We start from the raw sequence: 14,237 nt of genomic DNA, 5'->3' as shown, positions 1-14,237 counted from the left end.
TGGTTCTACGGCCGTGAAGATTCGTGTTGTCGAAAGTGTCACGTCCACGTCGCGTCCACATCCGGCCCTTGTACCTCGCGTAACGGCAAGCAGCTCGCGCGGCCCGCGCTCGTTCCTTATATAGGCAGGTTGTGTTCGCGCGACTCGTCGAGGTGGGCGAATCAGTAGGATTGAGGCCAACTCAGTGCGAAGAGTCAGGACGCACCAAGTTGTCGCGTCCGATCGCCCACATCGCCAGGCGATCGGGCAGGTTGCGAAGAGTTTGTGTCGCCGCCGCCAGGCATTCCTTGTCGGGTGAACCGCCAACGACACTTTCGCTTCTGACCTCAACGACTTCCTTGAGCGTCCCTGACCATAGGGAGCTTATTTTGTCGCCCATAGACTGACCGCCCAGCCATTCGTAAAGAGCGAGCGCTAAATATGCAAAGAGGTGGAATTCCTTTGTAGACAGAAGATCTGGCGCCCACCTTGCGCTCCACGCGAGTTCAGTGCGGCCGGGGGCAAGTAGATAAAACAGCCCGGTCAAGAAACCACTCGGAAGCCGTAATCCGTTCGAGAAATTAGAAAGGGAACCGTCGATGTATTTCGCCACAGTGCTCTCATTGACTGGCGCTTTATTAAAGCGAAGGCGGGACTCCACGCCGTACCATGCGATGCCAGGCGCGAAACCAAAGACGCCATGGCATAGCAAGAGATCAAGCTTATCTGCAGGCTGAATCTTGGTATCAAGTTGCGTCGCGTGCCAATTCCATACGGCAGTATCTCTCCGTGCAAGCCCTTTCATGTCAGTATCTGCTGTAATTCTTTCGACAGTGCTGGACCAGCTAGGAGAATAGCGGTCGGAGAGGCCAGATAACACGACAGTTGCCCAGCCTGACAAGAAGATCTGCCGAAGTTGCGCTGACCCCAATAGGTGCTCAGATACGAATTGCTCGCGGGCAAGTGCGTTGAGTTGTAGGAGCGCGATAAATTCGCGTTTATCGGGTTCGCCGGCAATCCAGCTGTCCAGAAGCTGAAGGAAAACTAGGCGTCGAGACTGGGCCGGCAAGAGTGCCCCCTCCACCAACCTCAATAACAGCAAGGTAGGTGCATTGCGGGCATGGAGCTCTTTTACAATCCGCATTGCTCCTTGCGCGGAGTGCTTTCCATAGGATTGGATAAGAAGTTCGGGCAATAACGATGATGAGTCATTGTAGAAGGTCGAAGTGATTCGGTCGCATATCTCGACAGCGTCCACGGCATTTCGAGCAAACGACTCTGCCGCAAAGTATTCGGAGAACGTCTTATGAGTGAATGAAAACAAGCGTTCCCCGCGCTTATTGGATCCGGTTGCCCCGAGAAGCCAGGCTCGACCAGCGCAGAATTCTAGGAATTCGGCCGCTGCTTCCTCGGCTCGAGATTCGGGGAAACCGGACTGATCAATCAGAATCCGCTTGAGCATGCCTTTGATCACCGTCTCGTCCAGTCCGGCTTGCGCGGTTGGACTCGTGTAGTACCAACGGGCTATTTCCTGCATGAGACTGTCTGAAAAATCGGGTATAGCACCATCGACTTTGATTTGTCGGTGACTGTCCCACCGTTTGAACAGCAGACGCGCACACTCAGAGTAGATGTCGAGGCGCATGCTAGGTATGGCATGGCTTTCTCGATAGAGCATGCACAGGAGACTCAACATTAGCGGGTTAAGACGAAGGTCTGCTACGGTCTCAGAATCGTGAATAAATGGCTCAATCAGTTCCTTTTTGCCGACAACACTGAACCACCTACCCACGTATTCTAGTGCTTGGCTAAGTTCAAATTCCTTTAATTGAACTCGCGCGAAAATATGTCGATCTAGGGGAGCGCGATCGTATCCAACTTCTCGACTCGTGACCAGTATCGACACGATGGGGAAGGCGGAACTAAGCGCATTAATGCGCTTGACTAGATCGATTCTTCTTAGTGGGTCGGTTACTTCATCCAGCCCATCGAGCACAACCACTGCTCTGCCAAGCACAAGGAGGTCACGAATGGTGGAGGGCTCCAGTTCATCTGAATACTCGGAATTGTATCGGTTGAGCATGAAGTCGATAAGATTGGTGCGATCCCAATTTATTGCTGCGTATTCACGGCATCGAACTACAAAGACCGGCCGATCCTGATCCGTGCAAAGTTGGCGACGAAAATGCTGTAAGTAAGTAGTTTTTCCAGCTCCGGGGGCGCCGGTGACTACCAAGCGAAAAGGCGTATTGCCAGACGTGATCACGGAAGAGTCCAGCGGCCTTCCGCCCTCAAAGTCAACGAAGCTTCTTTCGACGTACAACAAGTCGAAATCAGCACTGGCTCCTGTGCCGAGCTCTGTATGCGTGATGATTGGATCGAGAGCAGTCGTTGCCATGCTCTGAGCAATGCTAACGGAGATATCGAAGGCGGCTCGTAGCCGCTCAATGTCGCTCGCTAAGCGAACAAGATGCTGAATAAATCGCGATGCGTAACTACCTGGTGCGCTCGTCTTTTTCTGCAGTGGTGTGTTTACAAAGTTTTCAAAATACTCAACATCAGCAGCCCAATCAGATTCAGCTTCGATTGTTGGCAGTACCTCATTGTGGATCTCCAGTAATCGGTCCCACACTAGTTCGGCGTGCTTTAGCCACGAGTTGGGTTTCTCTGCGGTCCATTTTCGTGCCTCGTTGGTTAGGCCTGCTTTCACCTGGTCAATTAATGTGTGGTCGGGACTCTCCGTAAGGCAGGCTACTGCTAACAAAGAGAGCCACGGGGTAACGGTCGTCGAAGTAAGAAACCGTCCGATATCAGCTATTTGTTCAGCATCGAAGCCATCTGTGTCGGCGGACGGCGAGAAGTCACGATCAAGCCAAGCCAAATTGTAAGTGCCAGCCAAACGGTATCTGCGTTTAGCAAATCCAACCGACTTGCCTGCGTCCTGGGCTCCTCGCGTACACGCGCTGAACACGCGCAAAGCGCCGTAAGCACTGGTCCCGAGTGTTACTGGATCCATGTGGAAAGCGTAGGGTCCACGTCGCGGATAGCCGGTGCGCCACTCGGGTGGGATCTAGCGGGTTGCGCGCCGTTGCAGCGTCAGAACCCTCGCTGTGACGTCTGCGATACCGCGACCGACCTTCGGCGCTGCCAGTTCCTCTTCTCTGATGTAGTCCGCGTAGGTGGTCAACGTCAGTACGAAGGTCGAGTGGCCAAGCCATTTGCTGACCTGCATGTAGTGCTCGCCAGCGCTCAGGTTCATGGTGGCGAAGGTGTGCCGCAGGTCATGGAACCGGACGTTGCCCAGCTTCAAGGCTCGGCAAGCGGGCTGGAAGTAGTGCTCGTACAAGCTCGCCGCGCACACCGGCTTCGCCCAATCGAACACATAGCGATTGCGTCGACCGGGGAACAACGGCGCGTGCGGGATGTACTTGTTGCCTGCCGCGTTGGTCACCGAAAACGGATGAACCGTAGTCAGGTACTGGCGTAACTCGTCCGCCAGCCACGGCGCCAGAGGGACTACGCGATCCGTGGAGGCGTCGCTCTTGGGAGTGCCGTAGATCCAGACCCGGTCCTTACGCTGCGCCGTGCGAACAATACGAATGGCTCCAACCGTGGCGGGGAGGGCGGAAAGCGTGACGTCCTGCAGCTGCAACCCCTGCAACTCGCTGGCACGTACGCCGGTATGGGCCGCAAACAGAACCGCCAGCGCGTAGACGGGGTTGCCCCGGCCCTGGCTGCCATTGCGCTCAATCCAATCGACGACCGACGCTACTTGGTTGGCCGTCAGTGGGCGGTGCTTGAACGGTGCCCTGCCGTCAGTGGTGGCACGGCGCTTGGTGGAGTGCCTGCGGCGGTTGGCGATCACCGGATTGGCTGCGATGGCCTGATCGTCCTGCGCTACGTCGAGAATCCGTTTCAGTGTTCCAACGATGTGCTTCACCGTTTTCGGGCTGCGGGTGACGAGACGGGTACTGGGAGGTGTGGTGGCCTTCGCCCTGCCATGACGCCGCACGTGCGGTGCCAACAGATCGGCGCGGAACCGAGCTACGTCTGCTGTGGTGATGCTGGCCACCGGCCTACTGCCGAAAACGGCGGCAATGTGCGCCCGGTAGATCTTCTCGTAATCCTCGATGGTGTTCGGGTCGATGCTGCCCGCAAGACTGTCCAGGTACTGCCGGGCATAGGTGCCCAGCGGCGTGTTGGCCTTCGTCTTGGCGCTGCTGGGATCGACACCCCGTCCACTGTCCAGCTGGTCATCAACCTTCCGCATGTGTGCCTTCGCCTTGCGTTCGGTGTCGAACGTGTCGGAAGTCTGCCGGAATTTGCCGGTAGGTGCGCCGAACTCATCACGGACAGGCTCACGCCACCGCACCTGATAGGAGAAAACCGGGTTGCCGCGCTTGTCTAGCCTGCCGGTTTCGCGCTTGCGGATCGTTGCGGCCATTACTCGCCTTCTTCTTCGTCATCACCTGTGGGCTCTGGGCCGTAACCCCAGCACGTCGGTAATGGGGGCTCGCGGTCCTGGTCTTCCTGGCCGTCGTATTGCTGGTGCTCGCGCCTCATGCCGACACCGGAACCTGTGCCGTGGCGCTGGCGTAAATGCGCCGCACGGTGGACGGTTGCCATGCCGCATTTCCTAGCGGAGATAGGACTTTCTCGGCGGTGAGGGCGGAAGCGATAGCGTCGTATGTGCAGCCGGCGTTGCGGTCCTGCACAATGCGGCGCACCACCGAAGCCGATGCTGCTCTAGGTCTTCCGATTCGTTCGCCTCTGCGCTTCTTGGCGGCAAGAGCGGCCTTCGTACGCTCACTAATCAATTCGCGTTCGTACTGGGCGAAGTTGACCAGGTTCATGGCCATCATCCGGCCCGCTGCGGTGGTCAGGTCCACACCGAGGTCCAGAATCACCAGCGACCACCCCTGCGACTGTGCTGCCTCGATGATGTTGGCAGCGTTGACGATTGACCGGCTGAGCCTGTCCAGCTTCGCGACCACCAGGCCGTCGCCCTGTCCAGATGCTAAGAGTTGCAACACTTCCGCAAGCTTCGGGCCGATGGTCTTTCCAGACACGCCTTCGTCGGCGAAGTGCTCCACGGTCCAGCTGCGCCGCGAGGTTTCGCTGTCGATGGTTTCGCGTTGTGCCTCTAGTCCGTTCCGCTTGTCGGTCTGCTCATCGGTGCTCACTCGCGTGTAGCCAAACATCAACGGCTGCATCGGTTCTCGTGTTCTTGCCTTTGTCGGCATGTTGCGTGTCCCTTCCTGGTGTGGGGCGTAACCGAGCGGTTGCGCCTTACGCCTCAAGTTTTAGCCGACTGGTACAACCGTGGCTACAATGCCTGACCTGGGCATACTCGTCACTACCGCCGCCAACGGTCCGACTCTCCCCACGGCAGGCCGTGGCTTTCTGCCATCGCGGCGTTTGCCCAGTTGGCCGCGCGGATGGCGGCCTCCCCGGTAATGTGCCGTTCGGCCCGCTGGTTGCGCCTGTCGCGGTCGTTCGCGCCGCGAGTTGCCGTTCCTAGCCGCCCGCCGTCCGAAGAATCGTCGCCGTCCTTGCCAGCTGGCCATCCGGGGTTTTCCCGCGCGCTGGTTGTTGCCGTTTCGTTGTTGTGTCCGGTCTGTGGGTTGGACGGTTGAGTTGGGTGGGCAAAGTCGCCCGGGTCGAGAGATTCGCCTGCACCGCCGGCTACGCCGTGATCCCTAGGAAGGTATGCCGATTCGTCCAGGGGCACTGCGGAGATGCTGTCGAACACTGACTCGAAGGCAGCTTTCGATTCGCCCTGACTGAGAACAACTTCGGCAGGCGGCTTGAGGCCAGCGCGGTCGAGACTGTTTTGGATGGCCTTCAGTTGCACATCTGGAGGTTTGGTGTCGTCGAACGCAAACTCAATGAGTTTGCCCATGAGGCGGTTTGCGGCGTTTTCGACACGGATGCGTGCGGCCTCTCGGGTCTTCTTGGTCGCTCCGCCATGCGTGCGGCATACGGTTGCTCCGTATATCGCGAATTTGCGGCACCGTTCTCCGCGAGAATTTGTTGCTACGCAACGTCTCCCCGGATTGTCTGCTAGCAGACTGTCTTGCCGATTCGGTAGTTCGATGGGTTCGGAGTTTGATGCCCGCTTGATGATTGCCGGAAGCCGATCGTTATCTACGATTTCGGCGTCGATAATGCGCTCGTTGTCGTTACTCATCGGGTTTGCTCCGTTCGATTCGTGCTTGTCAGATGTGGGATTCCGCGCATGGAGGGGCTGGCGAGATGCAATGGCGGGGGCAGCAGGGGGCAGCTTGGGGGCAGTGGCGCGCCCCCGTGAGTGATGTCTTGACTTGGGGTTTCGGTGCGTGGGGGCAGAAGGGGCAGGTTGGTCTGACCCAAGGGTGTGGTGATGTGGTGAGAAGTTCGCCGGGTCTGCCCCTTGTGCCCCCTGTCGCGGTGCCGCACGGCGTTCACCACCGTGACCTGTGGATTCGGGCCAGGGTGCCGGGGGCAGCCGTGGGGGCAGTTCCGTCCTGCGCGACCGGGGCGGGCCTTCCCAGCTTGATTCCTTTGAAGCCGCGCGTTCCTTGGCGTTTGGCAGCGACGATTCCGCTGACCTGCTCTAGCCGGTTGTAGAACTCTCGTCCGCTGAGAAGTTTTGAGCCCTGTGTGAGGGGGTGGAGTTGGTAGGCGCTGTACAGTTCGGTGCGGCTTTGCCAGGATTTGGGGTCCAGAGTGCATTGTTCGCTGATCCAGCCGCGCACGGTGTCCGAGGCTGCCACGAATGCTTCCTTGGCTTCCTTGACGGATTCTGGCTCTTGGAACTGGCCACGTTTGAGGAGCATCGGCAAAGCCCGGATGCCGCGTGCCATCACTCCGCGAAGTTCTGCGGCGGAATGTAATTCGCTGTCCAAGTTGCGGTCTTCGTTGCCGCCAAAGGTATTCGGGAAGGGCACCACGGTCCAGCGTGACACCCAACCTTCTGAAGAGTCTGCGGAGCCGAATGCTTTGTTGGCTGAGTAGACCGGCAGCGCCCAGGGGGTGAAGTCGAACGCCGCACCGAACTTGAATTCGGCTTGGATCAGGTCACCGCCGGTGATGGCTTTGAAGGCTGCAGTGTTTGCGACCCAACGGGAGTCAAGATCTCCCGCCAGGTTGGCGAGCCTGCCGTAGAGCGTGGCGGTGCGAAACCGGTTCTCTGTCAGTTCGTGCAGGCCGACCGCCGAGCAATTGCGTTCCCCGACCAGTGCCTTCAGCAGACGAATCAGAGTGCCTTTGCCGTTGCGGCCCTTCCCGTACAGCAGCACGGCGGCATGCAAGGGGTTGCCGGAGAACATGGTGTACCCGATGACTTCCCAGATGAATTCGATGCAGTCGGGTGGCAGCACTTCTTCTAGGAACCGTTCAACTTTCGGGCACGTGGCGTCGGGGTCGTATTCGACGGGCAGCTGGACGGTCGAGAGGTACTGGGAAGCGTGGGCCAGCAGTTCGCCTGTTTCCCAATCGACCATCCCGTTGGGCACGTTGATGAACTGCGGCAGTGGCTTGCACGTGATGCGTGCGGCGTTGTCGGAGTAGCGAATCAGGTCGAGGACGTGTTTGGTGTGCGTGGTCCGATAGCGATTGCCGAGAAGTCTAGAGATCTCCTGTTCGATGCGTCCGCCGTTGAGCCGCCAGACTCCATCATCGTAGACATAGAAACGTTCGGTGGTGCTATCGAATCCGCATTCCAGACAATGCATTACGTCATCGGCCAAGTTCTTTGCGAGCAGGCCGATTCCTTGCGCGAAGTATTGCGCGCCGTCGCTGTTCGCGCCTTGTGCTGTGCTCACTGCCATTCACCTTCTGGTGGCGTCACCGGCAGCTTTCTGCTGCCGAAGTGTTGCACAAATCAGCCATCCGCCCGGTCGCCGGAAAGCCACGCCTCAACGTCGTTGTGGGCGTAGTAGACACGGCCGTTGACCTTGGTCATCTTCAGTGGCTTGTGGCCTCTGTAGGCGGCAGTCACCACTGAGTTCTCGGTGATGTGCTTGAGGCCGCGCGCGTGCGCAATGGCGACTACTTCCGCGCGGTCATAGAACTGCTGTGTTGGCGCAGACATTCTTACTCTCCAATGGTCTGCCGGTCGCGGCCTAATGCCGACAACCTCTGACACACTTGAATTTAGCGGATCAATACGCGCCAAGCAGCATCGTGACGCCGGAATATATTGCATCACAACGCATTACAGCACCCGCGATGCGAAAGGCCTTCAATAGAGCAGTTGCAATCACTGAAACCTCGCCACATTCCTGCACCGAAGCGCTGCCGTTTTAACGGCGGAAATGGGCGGAAGGCCGTTATGGCGTCTGTATCCACCCAACCGAGCGTTCCGCACCCACACCACCACCACCACCCCGTGCCCAGCGCAACAGCGGCCCCCCCAACGGGAAATCGCCCGCCCCGCGCGGACACCAACAGGGAAGCCTTTAGGCAATCGCACCTAGACCGCTGAATTGTTGAAGGTGCACTGGTCCCGGAGAGCGTGGGGAAGCACGGTCAGGTGAGACGGGTGACCACAATTTCCAGGGTGGTACCGATCGCCTCAGCCACGTGACGGAGTTCGATCACATCTAGTCTCCGCTCGCCCGATTCGTATTTACTGACGAACGATTGGGGGACATCGAGCCGCGTGGCGACTTCTACCTGGGTCAGCCCGGCTCCACGGCGCAATTCCCTCAGCAATGCACACAGCTGCTGGTACTGCTCGGAGTAGAGCGACTTCTCCACTCGGCAAGCGCACCTTGCCACCCAGAATATCCCAATTTAGGATATTTAGGATGGTGAAATGGTTTCTCGGCTGCGCGATCCTGTTTGCCCTCAGTACCAGCAACGCCCTGGCGGCAGCTGACCCCGTCAATGCCGGCAACGTTGACTTTTTCTCAAGGACGTACGGCGACATCGTTGTTTGCCGGGCCTGGGGTGTCATGGGTGGCGTTAACTACGCCAGCGTTAAGAAGACCGGGCAGAAGCTGATCGACAACTACGATTTCAACAAGAGCGAAGCTGTTGCGGTCATGTTTCGCTCGACGGAGCTGTGGTGTCCTAGTTACTCAGCGGCGCTGCAAAATTTCGCGAACGCCATGGCTGGTGGGTAGAAGCTAACGGAACTGCCACTTAAGCGTCTTGAACTGCCACTTAAGCGTCTTGAACAGTCACAGCTCGTTAGCGGCGGAATCGCCTCGGGTTGCGGGTAGCTCTGGCGTCGTTGGGCTCAACTTCGTGCAGGATGTAGCCGCGCCGGTAGTAGTCGCCTTCACGGTTGCCGCAGTGCGGTGCCCGGTGACCGTCGCCGACTCCGGCAGGACAGGTGCAATAGCCCCGGCCAAACCGGAAGGTGCAGTCAGCGAATTTCTTGATGTACCGCTTCCACAGGCGTAGCGGCAGCACGGAACCTGCGCGGGGTCCTCTTGTGTCGGAATCGCCACCGTGTCGACCATGAAAGTGGTGAGTGTTGCAGAATCGGCACCAAAACTGCAGTTGAGAGCCGTTTTTGCTGCGCCAGGCGTGGACCACCGGGAGGTGTTCAAGTTCTTGATTTAGGTCATCGGCAAGGGCTTCTGTTTGGTCGCGTTCCGCCACCGTGTAGTTGGGCTGAACCCCAGCGGCCCGGTTAGCTTGGTAGATTCGTTCCCAGGTGTCATCTAGTTGACTCATCGGAGTTTCTCCTGTTCGGTGCTTCATGCTGTTGCGATCCATCGGTCGAGGTCGGCCTGTGTCCAATATGCTGTGCCGCCAATGATTTTCGGAAGCTTTAGTTTCCGCGAATAGTAGGCTGCACGAACGATCGTGTTGGCCGTTACTTTCTCCAAACCGCGTGAGTGGCAGTACTCTACGGCTCGGTCGCGGGTGAATAGACGGTCAGTATTGGATGGCGAAGCAAGGGACATTAGATTTCCTGGCGTTAATCGGCGGCCTATCAACGTCATTATCCGCCGCGCCGCGTCCGATGTCCACCCCGCGAGGTGCGAAATCCGTTGCGCCGCAGAGTATAACTGGTTCACGGGCATTGGGCGCACGCACCGCGTAAGTTCCCCAGGCATCTGGCCGGCTCTCCCAGTTGAGAGTTAGCGCAGTCAGCTAGGCCGCCGTCGCGAAGACGCGAGTGGACCCTTTCAGTGCTCGTGTCTTCGCTCCACGGTTCCCCACTGAACTTGAACGGAGACAACAATGACCACTCTCACCACCCCAAGAACCAATCTGACTGACTTGCAGTCGCTTCTGCGCCTACCTCCCTTCGGCGGAGAGGGCGGTTACCTGACTGAGGGTGATGCACTGCCCCGAGTGACGCAGACCGTCGACCAAGTCGACTTGAATACGATTTGGACCAGCATGCAGGCCGCGCTTGCTGAATGGAACAAACACCGCAGCAGCATCGTCGACCTACTTTCGTACTGGCATACCAGTACCGCTGAAGCCGTCAGTCAAGGGGTAAACGAGCAGTCCTTTGAGATGGCATCAGAATACGGGGAGCCCGAGGGTTTGCGGCCGCCGAGTGATCATGTACTGCTTGGCTTTTCGTTCCACGATTATGATCGCGCTGCTCGATTTACTTGGAAAGCATTGCGAGACATGGATGCGCGTCAGGTGCGTGCCGTGCATGACGGGGCGATGAACAGCGACAACCGCCTGGTCACCGGGACCATCCTGCAGCGATTGTTCTCACCAGAGCCAGAGGAAAACGGCCAAGGAATCAGCTGCAGGGGACTGTGGTCCGGAGACGGCATGGTACCGCCGCCCTTCCTGGGCCACACCTTCGACGGCGACCATACCCACTACCGCGTAACCGGAAGCGAGGATATTGATTCCGGCGACTTGCTGGAGGCAGTCAAGAATATCCGCGAGCATGGCTACGGACTAGTGGAGTCCAATCAACAGCTCATTGCGCTGGTCAATGAGCGGGAAAGTGAAGTGATTCAGAGCTTCCGGGCTAACGTAGAGAACAACAATGACCAGATCAGCAAGTGGGATTTTCTGCCCGCAACCAATCAACCCAGCTTCATTCTGCAGGGCGCAGGCGAGCTCGTCGGAAATCTCCCTCCAGGCGAAATTTTTGGCCTCCCGACTGTTGGCAAGTGGGGACCCGTCTGGATCGTGGAGACGACGTTCGTACCTGCCGGATACTTCGCCGTCGTCGCATCTAGCGGACCAGGATCAAGCGCGAATCCTGTTGGTGTGCGCGAACATACAAACACACTTTATCGAGGATTGCGCCAATTGCCCGGCAACAGCTCGACATATCCCTTAATTGAGTCGTTTTACACTCGTGCGTTCGGTGTCGGAACACGCCATCGCGGCGCAGCCGCCGTTTACCAACTGGCCAGTGGTCAGTACGAGACCCCGGAGGTACCCCGATGACGCCTTCAGATTGGTTAGCCCACAACCTAAGTGACGTGCTCGTCGCGGTGGCTACGGCCAGCGCAAAACTAGCCGGCCTTGAGAATCCCTCAGTTGCAACGCTACAACCGACAGCAGTCTCGGAGGCAGGTTTGAATGACTAGGACTGGAGCAAACGTACCCGGCCGGGGTGACCACATTCAGCGCTCGCTGGACATGGACGAATTAGACACTGAGGCGTCCGAGTTTGGATGGGGGCCGGGTTTGGTGCCCAGAGGGCGGGAGGATGCGTCACCTTCTGAAGGTGGCCGCTACCGGGGTCGTGAAGCAACGGTAGATCATCCGCCCGAAGGTATTGTGCGGGTGAGCTGGGACCGCCGAATCTAGTCATCAAAGACCGGCACTGCGCGGTTCTGCCTGTAACCGTACGCGCGCCGCACTTGGCCGCCTATAGGTTCCTCCATTCCGCCTGGGCGGCCAAGTGGTATCTAGGCGGGGGCCTACTGATGAAATTCAAGGCACCATTGTGCCAGCCGGGGAATCGGACCCCGGTCCGGATGGAAGTCCGGAAACCGTTCTGGCAGTTAGCTTGCGCGGATCAGAACGACGATTGCTCGTCGTCGTCGTCAAGATGCACGACTTCAATTTGGGCCGCCTGGCGAGCGATCTTGATACCAAACTCTTTACCGACGCCGTTTGGTCTGCTGACCAAATTTTCCAATGTGATCTTGACAAGATCACCCGGCGCGGGGTCGGCCGCATGAAGTGCCCTCTTCAAGGACTCTTGGGCAACGTCGAGTTGTACCACCTCTCCCGCATCGTGCCGGGAGCGGCCCTTGCTGCCGATTGAATCCGCTGGCTCAATGAGTTCGATCATGATTGACGGGCATACCTTGCCGTTGAAGTCCTTCCCGGTGTCGATGCCGTATTCCAGCACCCTGCCCGTGACGTGCTGCCCAATCTCTTGTCCCCAGCTGATGTAGGCACCACGCGGGACGTTGACTTCTTCCCAGTCGATCATTGGTCAATTCCGTTCTCTTCAAGTTCGACCCGGTCATCAGCGGGGCTCTGATCCCCAAACCCAATGCGCTCAAGCAACTGGTCGATCTCTCGGCATTGCTTGTCCAGTTCAAACCTGGTGTGACGCAACTTCTCTACGTACGCAGCCAAACCGGCTTCATCACCCATCAGCTTGGGACCGACGCCGTTGAACACCTTGACCAAGTTTTTCGCCAACTTGTCGGAGATATCGGTGAGTGCCTCCACTGCCTGACTATCCTTTTCTGCAGTGTCGCCAGTCGTGGCCTTGCTTCGTGACCCTGCCTTGGCCCCACGGGTCCCCGGCTCTCTGGGCTCTCTGGCCTGTTGCAGATACTTCAACCACATCTCGCGGGTGTGATTGTCGTCCTCGTCGATGTCGTCTCTGAGGCCGTCGTCGGAATCGGGTGACAGTTGTTCTGCTGAAGGGCACAGCTTGTCGTCGGCCGCTAGTTGCCATGCCTTGAAGTAATACGAGACATGTGATTTAGATACGCCAGCCAGTTCCGCGAACCGGCTGATGCTTACTTTGCCGGAACCGTTCTCGAGAGAACGGTTTTCAGATGGTCTGCCGCCACTGCCGCCGTGCTCGACACTGCGGGCAACCAGAAACCCGAGTCGCCAGCCACCTTGCTTGAAATGCTGCCCAAATTCATGGGCGTTGTCGTTGATCGACACTTCGATCCCTTCGGGATGGAAACGGGCACTTCACCGGTCGGTGAATGTGGACCGCGTTTCGCGCGTGCCTCCGAGGGGCCGTGACTTGACGCCGGGCTGTTTGCATTCCGTTTGGCCGAGCTGCTCTCGTGGGCCGACTCAACCGGACGCGCGCCGTTTCCTGCGAAGTGCCGTTGTCAGGCGGCACAGCAGCACACTACAACCGATCCGGTTAGCTGTCACGCGGAGATTCCGCTTGAGGTGGTGAGCGTCCTGTGGGCACCTTCCGTGTCCACATCGCGTCCACACTTTCGCGGCAACCTGGCGAAATGCGCAAACGAGGAACACAGCCGCCAACGGATAGCCGAGGGCGTTTCTGCCCTGTGTGAGCTGGTTCTTTACCGGTCCTGCATTGTTCTTGTCGGCCCTTGCGGCAACTCCAATCGAACAGGGAACCCGGACTTAAAATCCGCCCAGTGTCGGTTCGAGTCCGACTGGGGGCACAGTGTTTGCTGAGGTAGGGGCGGTTTTGTGTCGAACAGACGAACACTTGCCCACACCGCGGGCAGTCCGCGTCAGCACCGCGTCAGCAGTCAGCTGACTTAAGTCGACAGCCGCTGACTTAGCTACTTCGGAGTCTTCGGCGGCGTGGGTGGCTTGTACGGACGGTGCTTCGGAGCCTGCCCGGTCTTCGACGCTGTCTTGGGGTTGGAGTGGTAGGGGTCCTGCTTCTTCGTGGCCACTTGTCCGCCTGCTTTCGTTAAGCGATAGTCCCTATCCTCGGCCAGGCGGCGCAGGCGCTGCAGCCATTCCCTTCATTGATTCCCCCTGTTGAGCGCGGATTTCGCAAGTCTTGGTGAGTATGACTGAAGGATCTGACAAGCGTGAGCAGATCGGGGACCCGCACTTCGTGGATACACGGATCTCGGCAGCACCTCGCTGAGGTTCCGGTGCCGTTGCACGGTCCGCTCCGGAGGAGGGTAATCGGCGGCGTGGTCTTTAGTAGTGGAGCTGCGTTGCGGCCCCGGCGCGGCTCCTGCCGTTTTTACCGCTAGGAGTATCAGTGCGTCCGCGGCGACAATGACTCAGTGAGAATTTCCTCTAGGCCGTTGGTGGCAAGAGTTGCGGTCATCGCCGCGGAACTTGTCAAGGCGGATGAGTCCATCGGGTGTTAAGCGGCGGTCGTGTCGGCCTCCTGGGCTGGTGGGTTGATC

General features: G+C 58.4%; 12 protein-coding genes. 2 read left to right on the top strand and 10 right to left on the bottom strand.

All coding sequences use genetic code 11. The annotated features are described in order from the left end of the window. Positions 1-181 precede the first annotated feature (181 nt). The 7 genes from AO501_RS36505 to AO501_RS29890 form a co-directional block, all read right to left on the bottom strand. Positions 182-2,995, bottom strand: coding sequence for an NACHT domain-containing protein (locus tag AO501_RS36505; protein ID WP_082658927.1), 2,814 nt, complete (start codon positions 2,993-2,995; stop codon positions 182-184). A 54-nt stretch (positions 2,996-3,049) separates the two neighbouring features. Then, on the bottom strand, positions 3,050-4,423 hold the full coding sequence (locus tag AO501_RS29915) for a tyrosine-type recombinase/integrase (protein WP_055581204.1): 1,374 nt from the start codon (positions 4,421-4,423) through the stop codon (positions 3,050-3,052). A gap of 115 nt (positions 4,424-4,538) precedes the next feature. Then, complete coding sequence (locus tag AO501_RS29910) at positions 4,539-5,192, bottom strand: recombinase family protein (protein WP_055581203.1); 654 nt, start codon at positions 5,190-5,192, stop codon at positions 4,539-4,541. Positions 5,193-5,335: 143 nt separating this feature from the next. Then, positions 5,336-6,169: a hypothetical protein gene (locus AO501_RS29905; RefSeq protein WP_055581202.1), complete on the bottom strand. Its 834-nt coding sequence runs from the start codon at positions 6,167-6,169 to the stop codon at positions 5,336-5,338. Between the two features lie 253 nt (positions 6,170-6,422). After that, positions 6,423-7,784, bottom strand: a complete 1,362-nt coding sequence (locus tag AO501_RS29900; protein WP_055581201.1) for a DNA primase family protein — start codon at positions 7,782-7,784, stop codon at positions 6,423-6,425. A gap of 59 nt (positions 7,785-7,843) precedes the next feature. After that, on the bottom strand, positions 7,844-8,053 hold the full coding sequence (locus AO501_RS29895; RefSeq protein ID WP_055581200.1) for a hypothetical protein: 210 nt from the start codon (positions 8,051-8,053) through the stop codon (positions 7,844-7,846). Between the two features lie 437 nt (positions 8,054-8,490). Continuing rightward, complete coding sequence (locus AO501_RS29890; RefSeq protein ID WP_055581199.1) at positions 8,491-8,721, bottom strand: helix-turn-helix domain-containing protein; 231 nt, start codon at positions 8,719-8,721, stop codon at positions 8,491-8,493. A gap of 50 nt (positions 8,722-8,771) precedes the next feature. On the opposite strand from AO501_RS29890, the gene AO501_RS29885 reads away from it, so the two are divergent. Next, positions 8,772-9,089 (top strand): hypothetical protein, encoded by a 318-nt coding sequence (locus AO501_RS29885; protein ID WP_055581198.1) that lies wholly within the window; start codon positions 8,772-8,774, stop codon positions 9,087-9,089. A 67-nt stretch (positions 9,090-9,156) separates the two neighbouring features. Here AO501_RS29885 and AO501_RS37495 read toward each other — a convergent pair whose 3' ends face one another. After that, positions 9,157-9,690 (bottom strand): hypothetical protein, encoded by a 534-nt coding sequence (locus tag AO501_RS37495; RefSeq protein WP_156452854.1) that lies wholly within the window; start codon positions 9,688-9,690, stop codon positions 9,157-9,159. Between the two features lie 471 nt (positions 9,691-10,161). Between AO501_RS37495 and AO501_RS29875 the strand changes: the two genes are divergently transcribed. Further along, positions 10,162-11,349: a hypothetical protein gene (locus AO501_RS29875; protein ID WP_055581196.1), complete on the top strand. Its 1,188-nt coding sequence runs from the start codon at positions 10,162-10,164 to the stop codon at positions 11,347-11,349. 577 nt (positions 11,350-11,926) lie between these two features. Here the strand turns inward: AO501_RS29875 and AO501_RS29870 are convergent. Next, positions 11,927-12,349 (bottom strand): hypothetical protein, encoded by a 423-nt coding sequence (locus AO501_RS29870; protein ID WP_055581195.1) that lies wholly within the window; start codon positions 12,347-12,349, stop codon positions 11,927-11,929. Then, entirely contained in the window at positions 12,346-13,044 is a 699-nt protein-coding gene (locus tag AO501_RS29865; RefSeq protein WP_055581194.1) for a hypothetical protein, read from the bottom strand. Before AO501_RS29865 ends, AO501_RS29870 begins: the two co-directional genes overlap by 4 nt. Positions 13,045-14,237: the final 1,193 nt, after the last annotated feature.

Origin of the sequence: Mycobacterium gordonae (assembly GCF_001417955.2) — a bacterium.
GTDB lineage: Bacteria > Actinomycetota > Actinomycetes > Mycobacteriales > Mycobacteriaceae > Mycobacterium > Mycobacterium gordonae_B.
Note: the sequence above shows the minus strand (reverse complement) of the source record. Positions and strands in the feature narration are given on the sequence as shown.

Bases quoted from the DNA above. Each gene is read 5' to 3' on its own strand.
- AO501_RS36505 (WP_082658927.1), bottom strand. From the start codon at position 2,995: ATGGATCCAGTAACACTCGGGACCAGTGCTTACGGCGCTTTGCGCGTG.
- AO501_RS29915 (WP_055581204.1), bottom strand. From the start codon at position 4,423: ATGGCCGCAACGATCCGCAAGCGCGAAACCGGCAGGCTAGACAAGCGC.
- AO501_RS29910 (WP_055581203.1), bottom strand. From the start codon at position 5,192: ATGCAGCCGTTGATGTTTGGCTACACGCGAGTGAGCACCGATGAGCAG.
- AO501_RS29905 (WP_055581202.1), bottom strand. From the start codon at position 6,169: ATGAGTAACGACAACGAGCGCATTATCGACGCCGAAATCGTAGATAAC.
- AO501_RS29895 (WP_055581200.1), bottom strand. From the start codon at position 8,053: ATGTCTGCGCCAACACAGCAGTTCTATGACCGCGCGGAAGTAGTCGCC.
- AO501_RS29885 (WP_055581198.1), top strand. From the start codon at position 8,772: ATGGTGAAATGGTTTCTCGGCTGCGCGATCCTGTTTGCCCTCAGTACC.
- AO501_RS37495 (WP_156452854.1), bottom strand. From the start codon at position 9,690: ATGGATCGCAACAGCATGAAGCACCGAACAGGAGAAACTCCGATGAGT.
- AO501_RS29875 (WP_055581196.1), top strand. From the start codon at position 10,162: ATGACCACTCTCACCACCCCAAGAACCAATCTGACTGACTTGCAGTCG.
- AO501_RS29870 (WP_055581195.1), bottom strand. From the start codon at position 12,349: ATGATCGACTGGGAAGAAGTCAACGTCCCGCGTGGTGCCTACATCAGC.